The 21,839-nt window shown below is 62.2% G+C and carries 22 protein-coding genes; 19 read left to right on the top strand and 3 right to left on the bottom strand.

Going from position 1 to position 21,839, the window contains the following annotated elements:
* Positions 1–10: 10 nt before the first annotated feature.
* A complete protein-coding gene (locus RPF88_RS13660) occupies positions 11–592 on the bottom strand; it encodes a LabA-like NYN domain-containing protein (protein ID WP_010915096.1) in 582 nt (193 codons plus the stop codon).
* A gap of 323 nt (positions 593–915) precedes the next feature.
* On the opposite strand from RPF88_RS13660, the gene rpoZ reads away from it, so the two are divergent.
* From rpoZ to RPF88_RS13590, 14 genes are all read left to right on the top strand, one after another.
* Positions 916–1,317, top strand: coding sequence for a DNA-directed RNA polymerase subunit omega (gene rpoZ / locus RPF88_RS13655; RefSeq protein WP_013532591.1), 402 nt, complete (start codon positions 916–918; stop codon positions 1,315–1,317).
* 128 nt (positions 1,318–1,445) lie between these two features.
* Positions 1,446–3,674, top strand: a complete 2,229-nt coding sequence (locus tag RPF88_RS13650; RefSeq protein ID WP_013532590.1) for a RelA/SpoT family protein — start codon at positions 1,446–1,448, stop codon at positions 3,672–3,674.
* A gap of 50 nt (positions 3,675–3,724) precedes the next feature.
* Positions 3,725–4,303: an orotate phosphoribosyltransferase gene (gene pyrE / locus RPF88_RS13645; protein ID WP_013532589.1), complete on the top strand. Its 579-nt coding sequence runs from the start codon at positions 3,725–3,727 to the stop codon at positions 4,301–4,303.
* A gap of 35 nt (positions 4,304–4,338) precedes the next feature.
* The gene (locus tag RPF88_RS13640; protein WP_024503070.1) at positions 4,339–4,719 is read left to right on the top strand and encodes a VOC family protein; all 381 of its coding nucleotides are present in this window, start codon (positions 4,339–4,341) and stop codon (positions 4,717–4,719) included.
* A 254-nt stretch (positions 4,720–4,973) separates the two neighbouring features.
* Positions 4,974–5,573, top strand: a complete 600-nt coding sequence (locus RPF88_RS13635) for a DUF2062 domain-containing protein (RefSeq protein ID WP_013532587.1) — start codon at positions 4,974–4,976, stop codon at positions 5,571–5,573.
* A complete protein-coding gene (gene acpS, locus RPF88_RS13630) occupies positions 5,570–5,983 on the top strand; it encodes a holo-ACP synthase (protein ID WP_013532586.1) in 414 nt (137 codons plus the stop codon). The genes RPF88_RS13635 and acpS overlap by 4 nt, the downstream gene beginning before the upstream one ends.
* 78 nt (positions 5,984–6,061) lie before the next feature.
* The gene (gene lepB, locus RPF88_RS13625; protein WP_013532585.1) at positions 6,062–6,811 is read left to right on the top strand and encodes a signal peptidase I; all 750 of its coding nucleotides are present in this window, start codon (positions 6,062–6,064) and stop codon (positions 6,809–6,811) included.
* Positions 6,811–7,566, top strand: coding sequence for a ribonuclease III (rnc, locus tag RPF88_RS13620; protein ID WP_013532584.1), 756 nt, complete (start codon positions 6,811–6,813; stop codon positions 7,564–7,566). Before lepB ends, rnc begins: the two co-directional genes overlap by 1 nt.
* Complete coding sequence (gene era, locus RPF88_RS13615) at positions 7,563–8,489, top strand: GTPase Era (RefSeq protein WP_024503067.1); 927 nt, start codon at positions 7,563–7,565, stop codon at positions 8,487–8,489. Before rnc ends, era begins: the two co-directional genes overlap by 4 nt.
* A gap of 5 nt (positions 8,490–8,494) precedes the next feature.
* A complete protein-coding gene (locus tag RPF88_RS13610) occupies positions 8,495–9,412 on the top strand; it encodes an aminoglycoside phosphotransferase family protein (RefSeq protein WP_127385413.1) in 918 nt (305 codons plus the stop codon).
* A 695-nt stretch (positions 9,413–10,107) separates the two neighbouring features.
* The gene (locus RPF88_RS13605; RefSeq protein WP_024503065.1) at positions 10,108–11,244 is read left to right on the top strand and encodes a porin; all 1,137 of its coding nucleotides are present in this window, start codon (positions 10,108–10,110) and stop codon (positions 11,242–11,244) included.
* Positions 11,245–11,376: 132 nt separating this feature from the next.
* The gene (recO, locus tag RPF88_RS13600; RefSeq protein ID WP_337122590.1) at positions 11,377–12,153 is read left to right on the top strand and encodes a DNA repair protein RecO; all 777 of its coding nucleotides are present in this window, start codon (positions 11,377–11,379) and stop codon (positions 12,151–12,153) included.
* Positions 12,150–12,668 carry a PaaI family thioesterase gene (locus tag RPF88_RS13595; protein ID WP_013532579.1) on the top strand — a complete coding sequence of 173 codons (519 nt, stop codon included), beginning with the start codon at positions 12,150–12,152 and terminating at the stop codon, positions 12,666–12,668. Before recO ends, RPF88_RS13595 begins: the two co-directional genes overlap by 4 nt.
* Positions 12,669–12,751: 83 nt before the next feature.
* Positions 12,752–15,499 (top strand): DUF2339 domain-containing protein, encoded by a 2,748-nt coding sequence (locus RPF88_RS13590; RefSeq protein ID WP_337122587.1) that lies wholly within the window; start codon positions 12,752–12,754, stop codon positions 15,497–15,499.
* A gap of 406 nt (positions 15,500–15,905) precedes the next feature.
* On the opposite strand, the gene RPF88_RS13585 is transcribed toward RPF88_RS13590, so the two are convergent.
* A complete protein-coding gene (locus RPF88_RS13585; protein ID WP_027045294.1) occupies positions 15,906–16,157 on the bottom strand; it encodes a prevent-host-death protein in 252 nt (83 codons plus the stop codon).
* A 219-nt stretch (positions 16,158–16,376) separates the two neighbouring features.
* Here RPF88_RS13585 and RPF88_RS13580 point away from each other — a divergent pair, with 219 nt between their 5' ends.
* The 5 genes from RPF88_RS13580 to RPF88_RS13560 all read left to right on the top strand — a co-directional run bounded on the left by RPF88_RS13580 (position 16,377) and on the right by RPF88_RS13560 (position 20,850).
* Complete coding sequence (locus RPF88_RS13580; protein ID WP_337122584.1) at positions 16,377–16,895, top strand: RNA polymerase sigma factor; 519 nt, start codon at positions 16,377–16,379, stop codon at positions 16,893–16,895.
* Positions 16,892–17,683, top strand: coding sequence for an anti-sigma factor family protein (locus RPF88_RS13575; protein ID WP_337122583.1), 792 nt, complete (start codon positions 16,892–16,894; stop codon positions 17,681–17,683). The genes RPF88_RS13580 and RPF88_RS13575 overlap by 4 nt, the downstream gene beginning before the upstream one ends.
* A gap of 309 nt (positions 17,684–17,992) precedes the next feature.
* The gene (locus RPF88_RS13570) at positions 17,993–19,096 is read left to right on the top strand and encodes a peptidase C39 family protein (RefSeq protein WP_337122581.1); all 1,104 of its coding nucleotides are present in this window, start codon (positions 17,993–17,995) and stop codon (positions 19,094–19,096) included.
* Positions 19,096–20,559, top strand: a complete 1,464-nt coding sequence (locus tag RPF88_RS13565; RefSeq protein WP_013532574.1) for a RimK family alpha-L-glutamate ligase — start codon at positions 19,096–19,098, stop codon at positions 20,557–20,559. The genes RPF88_RS13570 and RPF88_RS13565 overlap by 1 nt, the downstream gene beginning before the upstream one ends.
* 18 nt (positions 20,560–20,577) lie before the next feature.
* Positions 20,578–20,850 (top strand): DUF3303 domain-containing protein, encoded by a 273-nt coding sequence (locus RPF88_RS13560; protein ID WP_013532573.1) that lies wholly within the window; start codon positions 20,578–20,580, stop codon positions 20,848–20,850.
* 18 nt (positions 20,851–20,868) lie between these two features.
* On the opposite strand, the gene RPF88_RS13555 is transcribed toward RPF88_RS13560, so the two are convergent.
* Positions 20,869–21,780: a LysR substrate-binding domain-containing protein gene (locus RPF88_RS13555; RefSeq protein WP_064993160.1), complete on the bottom strand. Its 912-nt coding sequence runs from the start codon at positions 21,778–21,780 to the stop codon at positions 20,869–20,871.
* Between the last annotated feature and the right edge of the window lie 59 nt (positions 21,781–21,839).

Below are 21,839 nucleotides of genomic sequence, written 5' to 3'. Positions count from 1 at the left end.
GCGACCGGCCTCAATAATCGTCCTCGTCGACTTCGGCCGGCTCGGGCCTGCGCACCGGGCGCTCGGACGGGTCACGGCCAACCTCGTTCTTCAGCGTCGTCAGGTCGATGAAATGGTCGGCCTGGCGGCGCAGATCGTCGGAGATCATCGGCGGCTGCGAGGCCATGGTCGAGACGATCGATACCTTGCGGCCACGCCGCTGCAATGCCTCGACCAATGTGCGGAAATCGCCGTCGCCGGAAAAGATGACGTAGTGGTCGACGACATCGGCGAGTTCCAGCGCATCGACGGTGAGCTCGATGTCCATATTGCCCTTGATCTTGCGGCGGCCGGTCGAGTCGGTGAATTCCTTGGCCGGCTTGGTGACCACCTTGAAGCCATTATAGTCGAGCCAGTCGATCAGCGGACGGATCGAGGAGTATTCCTGATCCTCGACCAGCGCCGTGTAATAATAGGCGCGCAGCAGATAGCCGCGCTTCTGGAAGCTCGACAGAAGCTTGCGGTAGTCGATGTCGAAGCCGAGCGCGCGCGACGTCGCGTAGAGATTGGCGCCGTCGATGAATAGGGCGATTTTTTCACGAGGGTCGAACATGGAAAATATTCCTTCTCGAAATAAACACCCGTCTAAACCAAATGCGATAGCGTTCGGTCAGGCTCATAATAAACCGGCTGACCTCTATGCCATCCGAGATAGCGCCAGTTTCGCGGCAATCCAAGGGCGCGTGCGGCACTGCAAGCAATTGTGATCGGGACACCGAACACATAGCACAGACTGGTTTTGCCAAATCGGGTGTTTGAACCAAGGTTTGGGCGCCATGCAACCCAGCCATTGCCATGATGCTTGTATTTTGGCGGCGTTCGGGTTATGGACCGAGCCTGTTTTCCATCAAATCCATCGCATGAAAGGGGCAATCCATGGCCCGCGTAACCGTTGAAGATTGCATCGACAAGGTCGACAACCGCTTCGAGCTGGTGCTCCTTGCCGGCCATCGTGCCCGGCAGATCAGCCAGGGCGCGCCGATCACAGTGCCGCGTGACAACGACAAGAATCCGGTTGTGGCGCTGCGCGAGATCGCCGATGAGACGCTGTCGCCCGACGACCTCAAGGAAGATCTGATCCATTCGCTGCAGAAGCATGTCGAGGTCGACGAGCCCGAGGCCGATGGCGAGGCGATTGCCGATCAGACCGGCACCGCCGTTGCCGCCACCGACGCCGACGACGCCGAGGAGAACATCACCTTCGACCGGATGACCGAGGAAGACCTCCTGGCCGGCATCGAGGGCCTGGTGCCGCCGGAAAAGAGCGACGACTACTAAGCCAGCGTTCTGGACCTGCCTGGAATACGTTTCCGGCACTTCCGTCCAGTCAGTTTCGTGGCTATCTATGGGATGCGCCGTACGCTAGTGCGGCGCATCAATCATTTCAGCACCGCGAGATTCCGCCCATGATGCGTCAGTATGAGCTTGTCGAGCGCGTCCAGCGCTACAAGCCTGACGTCAACGAGGCGTTGCTCAACAAGGCCTATGTCTATGCCATGCAGAAGCATGGCCACCAGAAGCGCGCTTCCGGCGATCCGTATTTCTCGCATCCGCTCGAAGTCGCCGCCATCCTCACCGAAATGCATATGGACGAGGCGACGATCGCGGTCGCCCTGCTGCACGACACCATCGAGGACACGACCGCCACGCGGGCCGAGATCGACGATCTGTTCGGCCCCGAAATGGGCAAGCTGGTCGAGGGCCTGACCAAGTTGAAGAAGCTCGATCTGGTCTCGAAGAAGGCCGAGCAGGCGGAAAACCTGAGAAAGCTTCTGCTGGCGATTTCGGAAGATGTCCGCGTGCTGCTGGTCAAGCTCGCCGATCGTTTGCACAATATGCGCACCCTCGACCACATGCCGGAGGCCAAGCGCCTGCGCATCGCCGAGGAGACGATGGATATCTACGCACCGCTGGCCGGGCGCATGGGCATGCAAGGCATGCGTGAAGAGCTGGAGGAGATCGCCTTCCGCTTCATTAATCCTGAAGCCTATCGCGCCGTCACCGCACGGCTTGCCGAAATCTTCGAACGCAACAAGGGCGTGCTGACGGACATCGAAAAGGCACTGTCCACGTTGTTCGAGAAGCATGCGATCAACGCCAGCGTAAAGAGCCGGCAGAAGAAGCCGTGGTCGGTGTTCCGCAAGATGGAGGCCAAGGCGCTGTCCTTCGAGCAGCTCTCTGACATCTTCGGCTTTCGCGTCGTCGTCGACACGGTCGAGGACTGCTACCGGGCGCTTGGCGCCATCCACACCGCGTGGTCGATGGTGCCGGGTCGCTTCAAGGACTACATCTCGACGCCGAAACAGAACGACTACCGCTCGATCCACACCACCATTGTCGGCCCGTCGCGCCAGCGTGTCGAGCTGCAGATCCGTACCCGAGAGATGAACAAGATCGCCGAATACGGCGTCGCCGCCCATTCGATCTACAAGGATACCGGCGGCAAGACGAATGGCGCCGCCCACGCGATTTCAAAGGAAACCAACGCCTACGCCTGGCTGCGCCGCACCATCGAGCAGCTTGCCGAAGGCGACAACCCTGAGGATTTCCTCGAAAATACCAAGCTGGAACTGTTCCAGGACCAGGTGTTCTGCTTCACCCCGAAAGGCATGTTGATTGCGCTGCCGCGCGGCGCGACACCGATCGACTTCGCCTATGCGGTGCACACCGATGTCGGCGACACCTGCGTCGGTGCCAAGGTCAACGGCCGCATCATGCCGCTGATGACGGAACTGAAGAACGGCGACGAGGTCGAGATCATCCGCTCCAAGGCGCAGGTGCCGCCGGCGGCGTGGGAATCGGTCGTCGTCACCGGCAAGGCGCGCTCGGCCATCCGCCGTGCCACCAAGAACGCCATCCGCAAGCAATATTCGGGTCTTGGCATCCGCATCCTGGAACGCGCCTTCGAGCGTGCCGGCAAGACCTTCACCAAGGAGAGCCTGAAGCAGGTGCTGCACAGGTTGGCGCGCAAGGACATCGAGGATGTGCTGGCCTCTGTCGGGCGTGGCGAGCTCGCCTCCACTGATGTCATGAAGGCGGTATTCCCCGACTACAAGGATGAGCGCGTCACCACGGCCGTCCCCAAGCCGCGAGAGGAGGGCTGGTCGAAGATCCGCAATGCCGCCGGCATGCTGTTCCAGATTCCGGGTCGTGCCGCGCGCAAGGACAAGGACCAGCCGCGCGATGGAGCCGTGCCGATCCGCGGCGTGCGCGGCGATCTGCCGGTGCGCTTCGCGCCGGAAGGGGCAGTCCCTGGCGATCGCATCGTCGGCATCGTCCAGCCGGGCACCGGCATCACTATCTATCCGATCCAGTCGCCAGCGCTGCAGGCGTTCGATGACCAGCCCGAGCGCTGGATCGACGTGCGCTGGGACATCGATGAGCGCACCAAGGAACGCTTTCCGGCGCGCGTATCGGTCACCGCCATCAACGCGCCGGGGTCACTCGCCGATATAGCGCAGGTGGTTGCCTCGAACGACGCCAACATCCATACGCTGTCGATGGTGCGCACTGCGCCCGACTTCACCGAAATGCTGATCGATCTCGAAGTCTGGGATCTCAAGCACCTCAACCGGCTGCTATCGCAGCTCAAGGACAATTCGAGCGTCAGCGACGCAAGACGCGTCAATGGCTAGACCATGCTCCGGTTTCGGACAACATCATGGTCAATCAAAAAGAGGCAGACATGAACACCGATGAAGTGCTGGGCATTTTCCGCGAGGCGGGTGCTGTTCTGGAAGGGCATTTCATTTTGACCTCGGGCCTGCGCAGTCCGGTCTTCCTGCAGAAGGCGCGCGTGTTCATGCATGCCGACAAGACCGAGCTTCTGTGCAAGGCGCTGGCGGAGAAGATCCGCGCAGGCGTGCCCGGCAAGATCGACTATGTCGTCGGCCCGGCGATCGGCGGGCTGATCCCGGCCTATGAGACCTCACGTCATCTCGGCGTGCCGGCGATCTGGGTCGAGCGGGAGGGGGGCGAGTTCCGCTTGCGCCGCTTCGAGATCGCCAGGGGGTCGCGTGTCGTCATCGTCGAGGACATCGTCACCACCGGCCTGTCGATCCGAGAGACCATCGAGTGCCTGCGCGAGCTTGGCGCCGAGGTGGTTGCCGCGGCCTGCATCATCGACCGTTCGGCCGGCAAGACTGATGTCGGCGTGCCGCTCATCGCGCTTGCCGAGTATGAGGTCCCGGCCTATCCGGCCGACCGGCTGCCGCCGGAGCTTGCCGCCATCCCGGCGATCAAGCCCGGCAGCCGCAACATCTGACGGGGCATGCCGACATGCGTGAAGACGAATTGGAAATGATCGCCGGCATCGATCATTTCGTGCTGACGGTCGCTTCGCTGGAAGTGACCTGTGAGTTTTACCAGCGCGTGCTGGGTTTTGAGCGCATCGACGCGGCGGATCGACCGACGGCGCTGGCTTTCGGTAGCCATAAGATCAATGTGCATGAGGTCGGCCGGACTTTCGAGCCAAAGGCGAAGTCGCCGACATCAGGATCAGGTGATTTCTGCCTGATCACCGAGCGGCCACTGGATGAGGTCCGTGCGCGGCTCGCGGCCAATGGTGTGGTGGTGGAACTCGGCCCGGTTGAACGTGTCGGGGCCCGAGGTCCAATGATGTCGGTCTATTTCCGCGACCCGGACGGCAATCTGGTCGAGGTCAGCGAATACCTGCCGTAGCCGCTGGCGGCGCTGTGCCTTTCGGCGATGCGACTGCCGTTCCTTAAATTTGCCGCGATTGTCCAATGTTCGAAGCAAGACCTGCCGCCCCGAAGGGCGGCGACAAGCGCGGCGCACAAAAGGTGTTTGGTTGTTCTTGCGCCAGCGCGTTGTTATATAAGCTGGCGATTGCCATAGGGTGATCGTCAAGCGCAAGATGTGGCTGCCACGCCCGGCTGAAGGTGCCGTTGCGGGCGCTGTGGAACGGGAACAGAGTGCTATTTCGACGCCGCAAGCCTGATGGCCTTTATGAGCGGGTGCGTACCTATCTTTGGCCGCGCCGCTCGTTTTCGCGCTCGCTTCAGTATTTTTCCAAGCGCATCCTGCGGCTGAAGGCCACACCGCATGCGGTGGCGGCCGGCGTTGCGGCCGGTGTCTTCGCTTCATTCTTCCCCGTCGGTTTCCATTTCATCATCGCTGCCATCCTGTGCTGGGTGATAGCCGGCAATCTGGTGGCGGCGGCGCTTGGCGCGGTTTTTTTCGGCAACCCGCTGACCTTCCCGTTGCTATGGGGCGCGTCGTGGGAAACGGGCAAGCTCATCCTGCATGACCGGTTGCCGACACATGGGCCGCCGGCGCATCTGGGCGAGATGTTGCACAACCTCTCCTTCGCGCAATTGTGGAAACCGGTCCTTGAACCGATGCTGATCGGTGCGGTTCCGCTCGGCTTGATCTTCGGGCTGCTGTTCTACGCTATCACGCGCTGGGGCATGAACGCTTTCCGCGAACAGCGGCGCAAACGCCTGGCCGAGCGCGCAAGCCGGCATGCGCAATCGTCCCATCCCGGCGCAAGCATCGGTTCCACTGCGCGATGATCATCGGCATCGGCAGCGACCTGATCGACATCAGACGCATCGAGAAATCGCTGGAGCGTCACGGCCAGCGCTTCGTCCAGAGAATCTACACCGACATCGAACAGGCGCGTTCGGACAATCGACGCGCCCGCGCGGCCTCCTATGCCAAGCGTTTCGCCGCCAAGGAGGCCTGCGCCAAGGCGCTGGGCACCGGACTGGCGCAGGGCGTGTTCTGGCGCGACATGGGTGTCGTCAACCTGCCCAGTGGCGCGCCGACCATGGCGTTGACGGGAGGAGCGCAGGCCAGGCTGGCCAAAATCCTGCCAAAGGGCTATCGGGCGGCAATCCACCTCACCATCACGGATGATTTCCCGCTCGCTCAAGCCTTTGTGATCATCGAGGCGCTGCCCGTCGAAGAAGCGCCACATTGATTGCCTCTGACGACCGGCATTGACGTTGCCCAGCGCGCGCCGAGACTCTATACCATCCAACGCACAATCGAGGACGACATGAGCGTGGCTGAAAAATCCGAGAAGAAATCCGGCGGGCTTGGCGAGACCGTCAGCGTCATCGTCCAGGCGCTTTTGCTCGCCCTGGTCATCCGCACGCTGCTGTTCCAGCCTTTTTCGATCCCGTCGGGATCGATGCGGCCGACGCTTTTGGAAGGCGACTATCTGTTCGTCACCAAATGGTCCTATGGCTATTCGCGCTATTCGCTGCCTTTCGGACCCGATATTTTTTCGGGCCGCATCTGGGGCTCCGAGCCGAAGCGCGGCGACGTGGCGGTTTTCAAATTCCCGCCTGATCCGTCCGTCGACTACATCAAGCGCGTTGTCGGCCTGCCGGGTGACAAGATCCAGGTCAAGGACGGCCAGCTTTTCATCAACGGTGTCGGCGTGCCGCGCGTGAAAACAGGCCAAATCGACAATCCCGACATCACCGAGGAATCGCGCCCGATCGATGTCTATCGCGAAACCCTGCCCAACGGCGTCAGCTACGACACGCTTGACCTGAATTCGAACTCGATCGGCGACAACACCCGCGAATTCGACGTGCCGCCCGGCCACTATTTCATGATGGGCGACAACCGGGACAATTCCGCCGACAGCCGTTTCACCGTCGGCTACGTTCCCGCGGAAAATCTGGTTGGCCGCGCCAATCTTGTCTTCTTCTCGATCGCCGGCAAGGCGAGCCCTCTCGAAATCTGGAAATGGCCGTCGCTGATGCGCGCTTCGCGCCTGTTCCACTTCGTCAATTGATGGCTTTGAAGCGCCCGACAGGCGAAACACTGGCCGGTTTGGTGAAGGCCAAGACCGGTTACGTCTTCAAGGATATCCGTTTGCTTGAGACCGCCTTGACGCATTCCAGTGCGGTCAAGGCGGCCACCAACAACCAGCGTCTTGAATTTCTTGGCGACCGCGTGCTCGGGCTTGTCGTCGCCGATATGCTTTTCGAAAAATTTCCCGATGCGCCGGAAGGTGAAATCGCGCCGCGCTTCAATGCGCTGGTCGATGCGCGGACCTGCTCCGAAATCGGCATCGAAATGCAGCTGGAGGATCTGGTCCGCGCCGATTCTGCCTTGAAGATGCGGTCGCGCGGCTCGGGCGGAAACTATCTGGCGGATGCGGTCGAAGCGCTGATTGCGGCGGTTTACGTCGACGGTGGCATCGAGGCCGCGCGGCGGTTCGTCCTGCGCTATTGGGAACCGCGCTCGCATACGGTGATCGCAAAGCCGCTCAATCCGAAATCCGATCTGCAGGAATGGATTGCCAAGACCAGCGATATCAGACCCGAGTATGTGATCGACAAGCGCGAGGGACCCGACCATCAGCCGGTCTTCACTGTATCCTTGCAGGTCCGCGGCTTTGCGCCGATAAGCGGCACCGGCGGCTCGCGCAGGGCGGCCGAAGAAGCGGCGGCTTCGGCATTTCTTGTGCGCGAAGGCGTTTGGGCCGCCGCATCGGCCCAAAAATCGGGGGGCTCGCGGCCCTCCAGTGAAGGGAGCGCGGCATGACCGCTACCGAAGAGCCGGCGACCACAGCCGCCGCCACGCATTCCGGCTTTGTCGCGCTGATCGGCGCGCCCAATGCGGGCAAGTCGACCTTGGTCAACCAATTGGTCGGCGCCAAGGTGTCGATTGTCACCCACAAGGTGCAGACGACCCGCGCCATCGTGCGCGGCATCGCCACGCATGACAATGCGCAAATCGTTTTCGTCGATACGCCCGGCATCTTCAAGCCGAAGCGGAGGCTCGACACGGCGATGGTGACCACCGCCTGGGGTGGGGCCAAGGACGCCGATATCGTACTGCTTCTGATCGACGCCGAGCGCGGCATCAGGGGCGACGCCGACGCCATCCTCGAACGGCTGAAGGATGTGCGCCAGCCGATGGTGCTGATCCTCAACAAGGTCGACCGCGTCAAGCACGAAGCGCTGCTGGCTCTGTCGGCGGCAGCGAACGAAAGGGTGCCGTTCAAGCGCACCTTCATGGTGTCGGCGCTGACCGGTTCCGGCTGCAAGGACGTGCTCGATTATCTGGCCGAGTCTCTGCCGGTCGGTCCCTGGTACTATCCGGAAGACCAGATCTCGGACCTGCCGATGCGCCAGCTCGCGGCCGAGATCACGCGCGAGAAGCTTTATCTCAGGCTGCATCAGGAATTGCCCTATTCCTCGCATATCGAGACCGAGAAATGGGAAGAGAAGCCGGACGGCTCGGTGCGCATCGACCAGACCATCTATGTCGAGCGCGACAGCCAGAAGAAGATCGTTCTCGGCCACAAGGGCGAGACCATCCGCGCCATCGGCCAGGCGGCGCGCATGGAGATAGCAGGCATCCTCGAACAGAAGGTGCACCTGTTCCTGTTCGTCAAGGTGCGCGAGAACTGGGGCGACGACCCCGAGCGCTACCGCGAAATGGGGCTCGAGTTTCCGCGCTAGGCTCAATGGTCAGCAAGCCGAACATCGACATAACGCTTGTCAGCCGATTGATCGCCACGCAATTTCCCAAGTGGAAGGATCTTCCGGTCAGGCCGGTTGCATCAGGCGGATGGGACAACAGGACCTTTCATCTGGGCGGCGAGATGACCGTGCGACTGCCAAGCGCCGCGGCCTATTCCCTGCAGGTGGAAAAGGAGCATCGCTGGCTGCCGAGGCTCGCACCTCTGCTGCCGCTGCCGATCCCGGTGCCGCTGGCGATGGGAGTTCCGGCCGAAAGCTATCCCTGGCACTGGTCCGTCTACCGCTGGATCGAAGGCGAGACGGCAGAGCGCGAGCGGATTGCCAGCCTGCCGCAATTTGCGACCGACCTGGCCGCGTTCCTGGTCGCCCTTCAGCGTATCGATGCCACCGGTGGACCGGCGCCGGGACAGCACAATTTCTTTCGCGGCGGAGCACTCAGCGTCTACGATGGCGAGGCCCGGCAAGCGATTGCCGCCCTCGAAGGCAAGATCGACACGGCCGCAGCCAGTGCGGTGTGGGAGGCAGCACTTGCCGCACAATGGCACGGTGCGCCGGTCTGGTTCCACGGTGACGTCAGTTGGGGAAACCTGTTGGTCAGGCAAGGCCGATTGAGCGCGGTGATCGACTTCGGAACCTCCGGCGTCGGCGATCCCGCCTGCGATCTGGCGATTGCGTGGACGCTGTTTGAAGGCAAAAGCCGGGAGGCGTTTCGTGCCGGCCTTCCGGCCGACGGGGCGATGTGGGCGCGCGGTCGTGGCTGGACGCTTTGGAAGGCGCTGATCACGGTCGCTGGACAGATCGACGCCAACCCTGTTGAGGTTGAGAAATCCTGTCACGTAATCGATGAAGTCCTTGCCGACCGCGCGCGCGAGCGTGAAGCGCCGAACGATAAGCCGCTCTAGCCAACCAAAACCCAGTCCCGTCGCCAAACATCCGCCGTCGCATGGCGCGACCAGGGACATTCCGACCGACGCATGCTTCCCGGGAGTGCCAATCCGCCTGATCGAGGCGGACGACCACGTCGCCCGTGTCGCCAAGGTCGACTGAGAGGCGTCACGGAGGAATCGTTTTTGAACGATTGGCTGCTGTCACAATCGGGGACGCCACAGCGCTCCAGGGTTTCGATCGTCTTGGAAGAAGCAGACAGGCTTGGAAGCGTCATCCCGCTTTTCGCCTCGGCATCAGAGTGAGGTTGGCGAATGGGCGTCACCTGGCGATAGAGGGGTCGGCAAGATTCAGGTCGATGTCGGCGAAAACCAGGTAGATATTCCACATTGTGCGGTATTTTTAGAAATATAAAACGTTGAATTATATTTAGCCGCGAAAGTATCCCGTATATATATTCAATATGTGACGTTGTGCCACTTGTGCCATTCGCCGCAACGCAAAGTGTTATTTGTGCAACACAGCATTAATCTGTTCACGGAATTGGCATTATTTCGGAAATCGTCATTGAAGGCAGATGATCGATGGGTATGTTCGCCGCTGAAAAGGGCGAGCGGTGTGAGCCTTTTTCGTTGTGGGGGTGAGGCGGGAAAACATTGCCGCCAGCCACAAATCCGAAGCCATTTATAACTATGACTGGAGAGGTCAGAAAATGAACATCAAGAGCCTCCTTCTCGGCTCAGCCGCGGCCCTGATCGCGGTCAGCGGCGCGCGCGCCGCCGACGCTGTCGTCGTCGCCGAACCGGAACCGGCCGAATACGTCAAGATTTGCGACGTCTACGGCGCCGGCTACTTCTATATTCCGGGCACCGAGACCTGCCTGCGCATCGGCGGTTATCTCCGCTACGACATGGGCGTCGGCGATTCCGGCTCGCTCGATGGCGCCAACAACGTTGCCGATCACATGGACGGCGATAGGCACGACACCTATTACAAGAACATGCGCTTCACGCTGAGGACTTATACCGGCCAGGAAACCGAACTCGGCACGTTGAAGACCTTTACCGAAACTCGCTTCCAGTTCGGCAACTCTTCCGGCGACTATACAGGCGACGGCACCGGCTGGCAGGCCGGCAACAAGACCACCACCCTCAATTTCGCCTGGATCCAGCTCGGTGGTCTGCGCGTCGGTAAGGATGAAACGGTATACGACCAGTTCATCGGTTATGCCGGCAATGTCATCCAGGACACGCTCATCCCGTATGGTGTCAAGGATACCAATCTCATCAGCTATTACTTCGACGCTGGCAGCGGCTTCACGGGCGTGGTCTCGCTTGAGGAAGGCACCGCCGTCAACACCATCGACAGCTATGTTCCGCATGTCGTCGGCGGCTTGAAGTACAAGGGCGACTGGGGTGCGATCACTGGCGTCGTGGCCTATGACAGCAACTATGAGGAAGTGGCCGGCAAGGTCCGTTTGGACGTCAACGTCAGCAAGGAACTGACGCTGTTCGTCATGGGCGGCTACGGCACCAACGACAACATCAACGACTTCGGCACAGGCCGTACCCAATACAAGCCGTGGGGCGGTAACTGGGCAGTCTGGGGTGGCGGCACCTACAAGTTCAACGAGAAGACCTCGTTCAACGCCCAGATTTCCTATGACGACTGGAAGAACCTCGGCGTCGCTGCCAACGTTGCCTATACCATTGTGCCCGGCTTTACGGTCACGACTGAAGTCGATTACCTCAATGCAGGAAAATTCGACGACTTCGACTTCAACAACTGGACCAAGGCCGACAAGAAGAGCAGCGTCGGCGGCATCGTCCGCTTCCAGCGCAATTTCTAGCAGATCGACTGACCTCACCAGCCCGCCCGCAGCACATCGCTGCGGGCGGTTTTTTATGCATTGGTGTGAGAGTTACCCAGGAGCCAAGCCCATACCTTGATTTCGCCACCCGATCGGTGAAAAGCTCCTGAAATGGAATGGCGCGACGAGGGAATCATTCTCGGCACCCGCAAGCATGGCGAAACCAGCGCCATTCTGGAGGTGCTGACGCGAGCGCATGGCCGTCATCTCGGCCTTGTTCGCGGCGGCCGTTCGCGCAAACAGCAGCCCGTCCTCCAGCCCGGCAATCGCGTCGACCTGTTGTGGCGTGCGCGCCTTGATGAACATCTCGGCACGTTCCAGGCCGAAGCGATCGAGATGAATGCTGCCCGGTTGATGGACAGCGCCGTCGCCGTCTACGGCTTGCAGACCATGGCCGCGCATCTGCGCCTGCTGCCCGAGCGCGACGCGCATGAAGGTCTCTACGAAACGCTTGCCGTGATGATCGTCCATCTCGACGACGCCGACGTTGCCGGCGAACTGGTGGCGCGCTTCGAGCTTCTGGTGCTGGACGAACTCGGCTTCGGCCTCGATCTCAGCCAATGCGCCGCCACCGGCACGCGGCAGGACCTGGCCTATGTCTCGCCGAAGTCGGGACGCGCGGTATCGCGCGAAGCCGGTTTGCCATGGCGCGACAAGATGCTGGCTCTGCCGGCCTTCCTGCAGCGCGGCTCTGGCCTGCGCGCCGATGCGGCTGATGTCGAGGACGCCTTCCGGCTCACCGGCTTCTTTTTCACCCGGCACGTCTATGAGCCGCGCGGCATCGAGCCGCCGGACGCTCGTACCGGCTTCCTCGCCGCCTTGCGCAAACATCACGCGCGCGGCAAGGCCATAGCTGGCGAGGACGCAGCCAGAGAAATCCTCACATGAGCGAAGTCGAACTTTATCCTGGCCGGGTCTCACCGCTCGGCCTCGGCACCATTCCGCACGCCGACATCCTGAAATACACCGGTTTGGAATTGCTGCAGCGCATCGTCGACGGCAAGTATCCGGCGCCGCCGATTTCCTTCCAGCTGAATTTCACTCTCACCGAAGTCTCGGAGGGGCGCGCTGTCTTTCGTGGCATGCCGAGCGAGCGCCATCTCAACCCGCTGGGCAGCGTGCATGGCGGCTGGGCGGCGACGCTGCTCGATTCGGCACTGGCCTGTGCCGTGCAGACGCTGCTCGAAAAGGGCGAGGCCTATACGACGGCGGAGTTCAAGGTGAATTTGACGCGTCCCATCACGCCGAAGACCGGCGAAGTGGTCTGCGAGGGCAGGGTTGTTCACAAGGGCCGCACGTTGGCGGTGTCGGAAGCGACGCTGAAGGATGGCGGCGGCAAGCTGCTGGCTTTCGGCACCGAAACATGCTCGATCTTTCCGGCCGCCAATCTGGCGGCGCGCTGAGTTTTCTGGCCGTTTGGCCGCCGCATTTGCATGTCAGTGAGACGAAACGTCAGTGAAAACTGGCCTGGTTTGGGGGAACCGCCATGTTTGAGAGCCTGATCGGCCTTGTCGCCATCATCGCCTTGTTCGTCATCATTTCGCGCCAGCAGAGCCGCATCGGCCTTGTCGAGCGTGAGCTTGGCGCGCTGCGCAGCCTTGTGCTCTCGGGAGCCGTGCCGCCGGCGGCCAAGCCGTCCGAACAGGCGGTGGCCGACAACGCACCCGCCGATGTGATTCCAGCCGTTGCGGCAGCGGCCGACATTCCCTCTCCAGCGACAAGCGAGCCGGTCGCCGCACCGGCGCCAGCCACGGAAACGGAAGACTCGACCGGCGAGATCGTGTCCGGGCCGTGGACCGCTCCAGAACCGGCGCCGAAGACGGTGGAACCCGCGGAGCTTCCCGGAGCGACGAAAGCCGCCCGCCAATCCGATGTCGAAACCGCGCTCGGCACCCGCTGGGCGGTCTGGGTCGGCGGCATCGCCCTGGCGCTGGGCGGTCTGTTCCTGATCCGCTACACCATCGAAGCCGGCATTTTCGGCCCCGGCGTACGGCTGACCATGGCCGGCGCGCTCGGCCTTGTGCTGGTCGCCGGCGGCGAGTTCATCCGCCGCACCGGCTTCAAGATGCCCGTACAAGGCGCCGCGGGCGCCTATATTCCGGCGATCCTGACAGCGGCCGGTGCCTTCATCCTGTTCGGCACCGTCTATGCCGCGCATGGCATCTACGGCTTCATCGGCCCGGCACTCGCCTTCACGCTGCTCGGCGTCATCGGCGTGGCGACGATCGCGGCAGCCCTTGTCCATGGCCAGGCGCTGGCCGGCATCGGCCTTGTCGGCGCCATGGTGACGCCGGTGCTGGTCGCCTCGCAGGCACCCAGTCCCTGGGCGCTGTTCGGCTATCTCGCCATCGTGCTTGCCGCCACCGGCGTCATCGCCCGCATGCGCGACTGGAAGTTGCTGATGGCGGCTGCCTTTTTCGGCACCGGTGTCTGGACCATTCTCTATATGACCGATGCGCCGGGGGCGAACCTCTCTGCCATCCTGTTCATCGACGCCGTCACGCTGGCCGTGCTCGCCCTTGTCTGGCTCGCTCGCCGTGGCGACGAAACCACGCCAGACAGGGCTTTCGACTGGCCGTCCATCGTGCCTGGCCTGTTCGTCGCATTCTCGGCACTGGGCCTGTCGGTAGACCCGGCCTTTGCTGCCGCCGGCTATGCCTTGCCGGGCGCGGTGGTGATCGCCGTGATGGTGGCGGTCACGCTTTATCGTCCGCTGGCGCTGCCGCTCCTCTATGCCGCGGGACTGGTCACGGTGCTGATCTATCTAGGCATCATTCCGCCAACCTCGATCGCTTCCGATTTTTCCGGCGGCGCCCTGGGCGTCGATGGCCTGCCACTAGCCACGTCCAATGCGCTGACATTGCGCATCGGCATCGCACTCGGCCTGGTCTTCATCGGCGCCGGCTTCGGGGCCGCGCGCCGGTTCGCCGCCGGGACACAGATACGTGCAGCCTCATGGGCGGCGTGGGGCGTCATCGTCCCGCTGGTCGTCCTGCTGGCGCTCTGGTTCACTTTCGGCAATCTCGACCGTGACCCTGTCTACGCCGCCGCAGCGGCACTGCTGGTCGTCATTTTCGCCGCCGGCGGCGAGTGGATCGCGCGGGCCGAGGAGCCGCCGCTCAAGGGCGGCATCGCCGTGTCGTTTGCCCTGGGCGGCGCGGCCATCGCCGGGCTGCTGCTGATGCATATGGCTTTCGATTCCGGCTGGACCACCATCCTGCTCGGTGCGGCGGCCATCGTGCCGGCGCTGGCCACGCGCTGGCGCGTCTATCCGGTGCTCGGCTGGATTTCGGTCGGCGCGGTGATCGCGGTGCTTGGCCGTGTCGCCTTCGACCCGACCATTGTCGGCGCCGGGTTCCTGTCGACGACGCCGGTGTTCAACTGGCTGTTGCCCGGCTACGGCGTGCCGGCGCTGGCCTTCGGCTTTGCCGCCTGGCAGCTTGCGCGCACAACGAATGGCCGGCCGCGCCTTGCCATGGAGGCGGCAGCGGCACTGTTTGCGCTGCTCACGCTCGCCATACTGGTGCGCCACGCCATGCACGGTGGCGTCATCGACACGGGTGCCATGACGCTCGCCGAACAGTCGATCTACACCCTGATCGCCATCGGTGCCGGCGCAATCCTGGTCGCTATCGACATGCGCTCGCCAAGCTCGGTGCTGCGCTATGGTTCGATGGCCGTCGGCGTAATCTCCGTCGGCTTCATCGTCATCCGGCACTTCGTGGTGCTGAACCCGCTTTTCACAGACGAATCGACCGGCCGTATCCCGGTGTTCAACCTGTTGTTCCTCGCCTATCTCCTGCCGGCGGTCGCCGCCGGGGGACTGGCGCTCTACGCCAGGGACAAGCGGCCAAAATGGTATGCGCAGATGCTGGCCGTGGTGGCTGCCGCGCTTGCCTTCGCCTATGCCACGCTGTCGGTGAGGCGCCTGTTCAAGGGCGAATTCATCGGCCTGTGGAGCGGCCTCGGCCAGTTGGAAACCTACACCTATTCGGCGCTCTGGCTGGTAATTGGCGTTGCGCTGCTCTCAGCTGGCGTCTGGCTTAAATCGCAGGTGCTGCGCATTGCCTCCGCCGCGCTGATCGCGATCGCCGTGCTGAAGGTCTTCATATTCGACATGTCGGAGTTGGAAGGCGTACTCCGGGCGCTATCCTTCATCGGCCTCGGCGCGGTTCTGATCGGTATCGGCCTGTTCTATCAGCGGCTTTTGACACGGGCGGCGAAGGAGGGATGATGCGCTTGCTTCCGTGAATAGCTCTTACCCGTCATGTGCCGGTTTGTTCGCTATTTTCGGACGACGCCACGCACGCGTCGTTGTGCGATTGCCTCTTTGATGAGGCCCGCGATCTTGCGAACAAACGCCGGGCTGAAGGAGCCGATTGGCTTCGTCGCGGTTGTACTCGTCCAGGATCAGCCATGACGGGCAATCGAGCCCACCCCTGCGACACTCGATTTCGCTAACGGCAACATACGTGCGGGAATGGTCGGGTTTTTGCGAGGTGAGTGGGAACAAGAACAGTGCGGCAGGCGTTGCCGGCGTTCTGACCACGATGCAGACCGGCCGCGCCTTGCGGCCGGATTCCTCGCCAGCGTCAGCCTGTCGCGCCCATAAATAATAGTATCGAAGCAAATTACCGGGCCTAAGCATCCGGCTTGTCGCCGGTTGTGATGGCCTCCAATCCGGACATGAGTTCATCGTGAACCTCGTCCGGCGCGTCCTCAAGCGTATAGGCTACGGCATGAGGCGAACTGACGAGCTGCCGGTATTGGGCCGCTGATAGGATGATCAGCTTCTCTTTGCCGCGTTTCGTGAGAGCGACAGGCTCGATCATTGCCGTTTCGAGAATTTCGCCGGAGGCCCGATTCATATCCGAAAAGGTGAATTGTTTCATCGAGTGATCCTAATACGTATTTTACATATTGTACATATTTACGTGTTCGGGCAGCCGATTTGCCCCTGCCTTGCAATTGGGGAATAAATCGGCACTCGCCAGCGTTATCTCATTGCTTGGGTGACCGGGGCGGGAGACCGCTTCGCGCTGGCCGCTTGCGCCGCGCCCGGAAGGCGCGTTCAATCCAGATCAACAAGGGCGACCTCGAAACCAGCGGTCATGGACGAAAAGAAGGCAGCAATCCTTGGCGAAATACCGCGCCTGCGCCGTTACGCATGCTCGCTTTTGCGCGACCGCGACGCTGCCGACGACCTTGTCCAGGATTGCCTCGAGCGGGCGCTTGTGCGGCTCGACAACTGGCAGACAGGAGAAAGCCCCCGGAGGTGGCTGTTTACGATCATGCATCATTTGTTCATCGACCAGATGCGCAAGGTGAACCGCCGCGGCGAGGCGGCGATGTTGCCGCTGGAGGCGGGCGAGGCCGTTGCCCAGCCGGCAGAGCAGGTGGAGAGTATCGCCTCGCGCGAGATCATCGACGCGTTGCAAGCGATCAGCCCCGATCGACGCGCAGCTCTTGTCATGGTTGCCATCGAAGGTTTTTCCTATGCCGAAGCCGCCAACATTCTGGGCGTCCCCGCTGGCACGCTGATGTCGCGCATTGCGCGCGGGCGTGAGGAATTGCGTGGGTTGCTGGACGATACGGCGCGTCGCCGCGCGATAAGGATCGTCGAGAAATGATCCGCCGCGACTTTTCCGAACGGGACATCCACATGGCGCTCGATGGCGAGCTGCCTGCAGACGAGCGCGCCGCTTACGACGCCTGGCTCGACGCCAATCCCGAGATGAAAGCCAGGAGCGCCCGTTTCACCGCCGACCGGGCGGCGCTGCGTGCCGCCTTCGCCGGGGTGCTGGACGAAGCCGTGCCTGCGCGGTTGCGCAAGGTCGTGCTTGGCGAGGCGCCGGTCAAGGCAGCTGTGCCACGCTCGCGCTGGTGGCTTGCCGCTGCTGCCGCCGTGCTTTTGGTCGCCGGCGGGCTTGGTGGCTACCTTGCCGGCGTCGACGGCATCGGCCAGGAGGACCCGGCGGAAGATCGGCTGGCCGAGCAGGCAATCGCGGCCCATGTCATCTATGCCGCCGAAAAGCGGCATGCCGTCGAGGTTCCGGCCAGCGACAAGGACCATCTGCAGACCTGGCTGTCCAACCGGGTAGGGTTGAAGCTGGTGGCACCCGACTTGACCGCGAACGGTTTCCAGTTGGTCGGCGGCCGGTTGCTTCCGGCAGGCGAGAGCAAGGCCGCCATGCTGCTTTACGAGGACGGCAATGGGCAGCGTATATCGCTGTTCGTCACCACGGAATCGGCGGAGAATGCCAAGGGCACCTACGCCGCCACGCAAGACGGACCCGAGGCCGTCTACTGGCTGGACAAGGGCTATGGCTGCGCCGTCGTCGGCTCCTTGCCGCGCGAGCGGCTGAACGAGGTCGCCAGGAACGCCTACACGCAACTTGTAAACGGGCTGGCAAGCTGAATGGCACCGCTTTTGCCGGTGCCGTCGATCCGCGAATGCCGATCCGGCCGAAGGACCTTTTGCGCCCGTCGGATCGGCGTCGGATTTGTCACAATTCGGCCCTAATCGAGGTGCGATAGCGCTTGATGAATGCCGTCGCATCGCCCCGAAAATCGGAAACGGTTTTTGGAAAAACGAGGCGAAGATTCAAGGTGGTGGAGCGGACTTCGTGCGCCCAGGTGGACGCCGGTTTTCCCAACGCCCTGGTTGGCGTCAAGGACGTGTTCGAGTAGGCCATTTCCACCACCAATCGAGGTTTTCTGAAGCCGCATGCCTGCCGAGATCCGCACGGCCCGCGCGTCTGACGTCGATGATCTCGCCGCCATCGAGAAAGCTGTTTTCTCAAGCGACCGTATTTCCCGCCGCTCCTTCCGACTGTTCATCGAGCGTGAAACCGCCGAGACGCTGGTCGCCGAAGTCGACGGCCGCGTGGCCGGTTATGCGATCGTGCTGTTTCGCAAAGGCAGCGGCGTGGCGCGCCTCTACTCGATTGCGACCAGTCCGTTTTTCGGCGGGCTGGGTGTCGGCCGCATCCTGCTCGGATCCGCCGAAGATGCCGCCTTCGAGCACGACCGCATGATGCTGCGTCTCGAAGTTCGCGAAGACAACAGCCGCGCGATCCGCATCTACGAACGGGCCGGTTATCGCAAGATCGGGCGTGAGCCCGGCTACTATGAGGATGGCGAAACGGCACTTCGCTACGAAAAAACCTTGCGTGGCGACATTCCGATCGCCACCAAGGTGCCGTTCTACCCGCAGACCTGCGAATTCACCTGCGGTCCGTGCTGCCTGATGATGGCGATGGCCAATTTCGATCGCGGCTTCGTGCCGGATCCGGTCATGGAAATCCGCCTGTGGCGTGAAGCGACGACCGTCTTCATGATGTCGGGTCCCGGCGGTTGCGAGCCGTTCGGCCTCGCTGTCTCGGGCTACGAGAGCGGGCTCGCGGTGGAGATCTACGTCTCCTTCTATGGCGCGCTGTTCCTGCAATCGGTGCGCAGCGAGGACAAGCGCAGGGTAATGGAACTGGCGCAGGTCGACTTTCGCCGACGCGCGGAACTTTACGGCATCCCGGTGAATTACCGTGCATTCACAATCGACGATATCCGCGCTGCGATCGCTGGGGGAAAGCTGGTGCTGGTGCTGATCAGCGGCTTCCTGATGTTCGGCAAGAAGGTGCCGCACTGGGTGCTGGCGATCGGCGATGACGGCGACCATATCCTGATCCACGACCCTTGGGTCGAGGATGAAAGGCAGGAGACCATCCTTGATGCAGCCAACATTCCCGTGCCTTACGGCATCTTCATGAACATGGCGCAGTTCGGTCGCGATGGACTGCGTGCCGCCATCACTCTGGGAAAGCGTGACAGATAATGACCTGGGTCATCCTTACCGGCAGGCAGAGCGATCTCGACCAGGTGGCGACACCGCACAAGATCATCACCAATCGCGACTATCTCGCGCATCCGTCATTGTTTCGCGGCCAGCGGCCGAAGGTCATCAACCTGTCGAACAATTACGCCTACCAGAGCCGCGGCTACTATGCCTCGCTGCTGGCAAGCTCGCGCGGCCACAAGGTGATCCCGACCGTCGAGACGATGATCGACCTGTCGGAACGCAAGCTCTATGAGCACGCGCTGCCGGAACTGGAACTGGCGCTCAACAAATGCCGCAAGGATCTTGGTGGCGCCTTTCCGCAAAAGGTCTGCATCTTCTTCGGCATCGGGCCGTCGAAAATCTGGGACCGTTTCGCCAAGCTGTTGTTCGATTGGTTCCGCGCACCGGCGCTCGAAGTCCACATCAAGGACAGCGCCGAATGGGCCTCGATCCGCAAGATCGGCTTTCATCCATTGGCGCGGATGACCGAGGACGAGGAAAAAAGCTTCATCCAGTGCCTGGAAACCTACACCAACCGGGAGTGGCGCGACACCAAGGGCCGCACGCCGGCGCGCTATACCTTCGCCACGCTGGTCGACCCGCATGAGGAATTGCCGCCCTCGGAGATCTCGTCGCTGCGCTATTGGGCCAAGATCGCCGAGAAGATGGGCGTCGAAATCGAGCCGATCACCAAGCGGGACCTGGCCAAGCTCGCCAATTACGACGCGCTGTTCATCCGCGAGACCACCTCGATCTCCAACCACACCTATCGTTTCGCCCGCCGCGCCCAGCAGGAAGGCATGCCGGTGATCGACGATCCACTGTCGATGATCCGCTGCACCAACAAGGTCTATCTCAACGAGCTGATGGCCTACAACAAGGTGCCGGTGCCGCCGACGGTGATGATCGCCGGCACCTCGGATCTCGAACTGGCGGCGCAGACGCTGGGCTTTCCGCTGGTGCTGAAGATCCCGGATTCGTCGTTCTCGCGCGGCGTCAAGAAATGCGCCAATTTCGAGGAACTGAAGACGCTCGCTACCGAATGGCTGGAGGATTCCGACCTTCTGATCGCGCAGAAATTCATTCCGACCGAATATGATTGGCGTGTCGGCGTGCTCGGCGGCCAGCCGCTGTTTGCCGTGCACTATCTGATGGCCAAGAAGCACTGGCAGATCGTAAACCACAAGGCCAACGGCAAGCCCGACCAGGGCGGCATCAAGACCTTCACGCTGAAGGAAACGCCGGCGCATGTCGTCGAGACGGCAGTGAAGGCGGCGCGCTGCATCGGCGACGGGCTCTATGGCGTCGACCTCAAGGAGACCAAGGACGGCGTCTTCGTCATCGAGGTGAATGACAATCCCAACCTCGATCATGGCTGGGAGGATTCCGGTGAGAAGGACGAGGTCTGGGTGCGGCTGACGCAGTGGTTCCTGGAGCGGTTGGACCGGCCGGGGCGGTAATTTGATCGGGGGTAGAACATGCAGTTTATCGTGATCGAGGACTTCACCGGCTGTGATCGCAAGGAGATCTATCGCCGCTTTCGCGACCGCGGCCGCCTGAAACCGGACGAGCTGCTCGTGCACCACAGCTGGATCGCGGCGGACATGAGCCGCTGCTTCCTGCTGGTGGAGGCCGATGACGTCACGCTGCTGCAGCGCTGGGTCATCGAATGGGCGGATCTGGTGGAATTCGAGATCATCCCCGTGGCGACAAACAAGGACATGGCTGAGGCATTGAGCGGGCACCTCTGACCATTGCCGCGTGTCACGTCAACGCAGTGCCGGCGAGCCGACTGCGCGCCGGCACTCGTCGATCAGCCATTGGCGAAACGCGTCCACGACATCGCGCCTGGCGCTGCGCTCCGGGATCGTCAGGCAATAGGGCTGGCGCAGCTCGACCATTTGGGCGAGGGGCCTGACAAGTCGGCCGTCCTCCAGCGCCTCGGCACAGTAGATCCCTTGCGCCAGCGCCACGCCCAATCCCGAAATGGCAAGGTCGAGTGCCGCGCGCGACGAGTTGGCCGAGAGGCCGCGCTGCGCTGCCCGGCCGGGTTCGATGCCGGCCGCCTCGAACCAGTTGTGCCAGGACGGAAAGGACGCACCAGTCGGTCCCCAGCCGGTATGGATAAGCGGCAGGCTGGCGAGGCCTTCGGGTTTGATCGTGTCGGCCAGCCCGGGTGCACACACGGGATAGACTGCGTCCTGGACGATGTCCTCGGTCGGGTGCTCGCGATAGTGCGGGCCATAAGTGAGCCTGATGTCGATCAACTCACGGTCGAACGGCACCGGGTCATCCTCGCCTCTGAGCGATATGTCGACGGCGCCATGGCTTGAGACAAAACCAGTGAGGCGCTGCGAAAGCCAACCCATGGCCATGGATGGCGGCACCGACACCACGAGGCGCGGGCGGAACGCATCGCCGCCCAGCTGGCGCGCGACGCTGCCGATCTCCTGGAAGGCCATGGTCAGCCTGGGCAGCATCTCGACGCCGGCCTCGGTGAGGACGGCGCGCCGGTTGACGCGATGGAACAGCTTGCGGTCCATCTGCTCCTCGACGGTGCGGATGAGCTGGCTGACGGCGGCGGCGGATACAGAAAGCTCTTCCGCCGCCCCCGCAAAGCTGCCTGTACGGGCCGCAGCCTCGAAAGCCTGAAGTCCTTTGAGAGAGGGAAGTACGGCCATGATCACCGAATAGATAAGTTCAGCTTATCTAAATCGCAGAAATCGTCATTTTTGGAAAG

Source organism: Mesorhizobium sp. ISC11, from assembly GCF_037162595.1.
Lineage (GTDB): Bacteria > Pseudomonadota > Alphaproteobacteria > Rhizobiales > Rhizobiaceae > Mesorhizobium > Mesorhizobium ciceri.
Note: the sequence above shows the minus strand (reverse complement) of the source record. Positions and strands in the feature narration are given on the sequence as shown.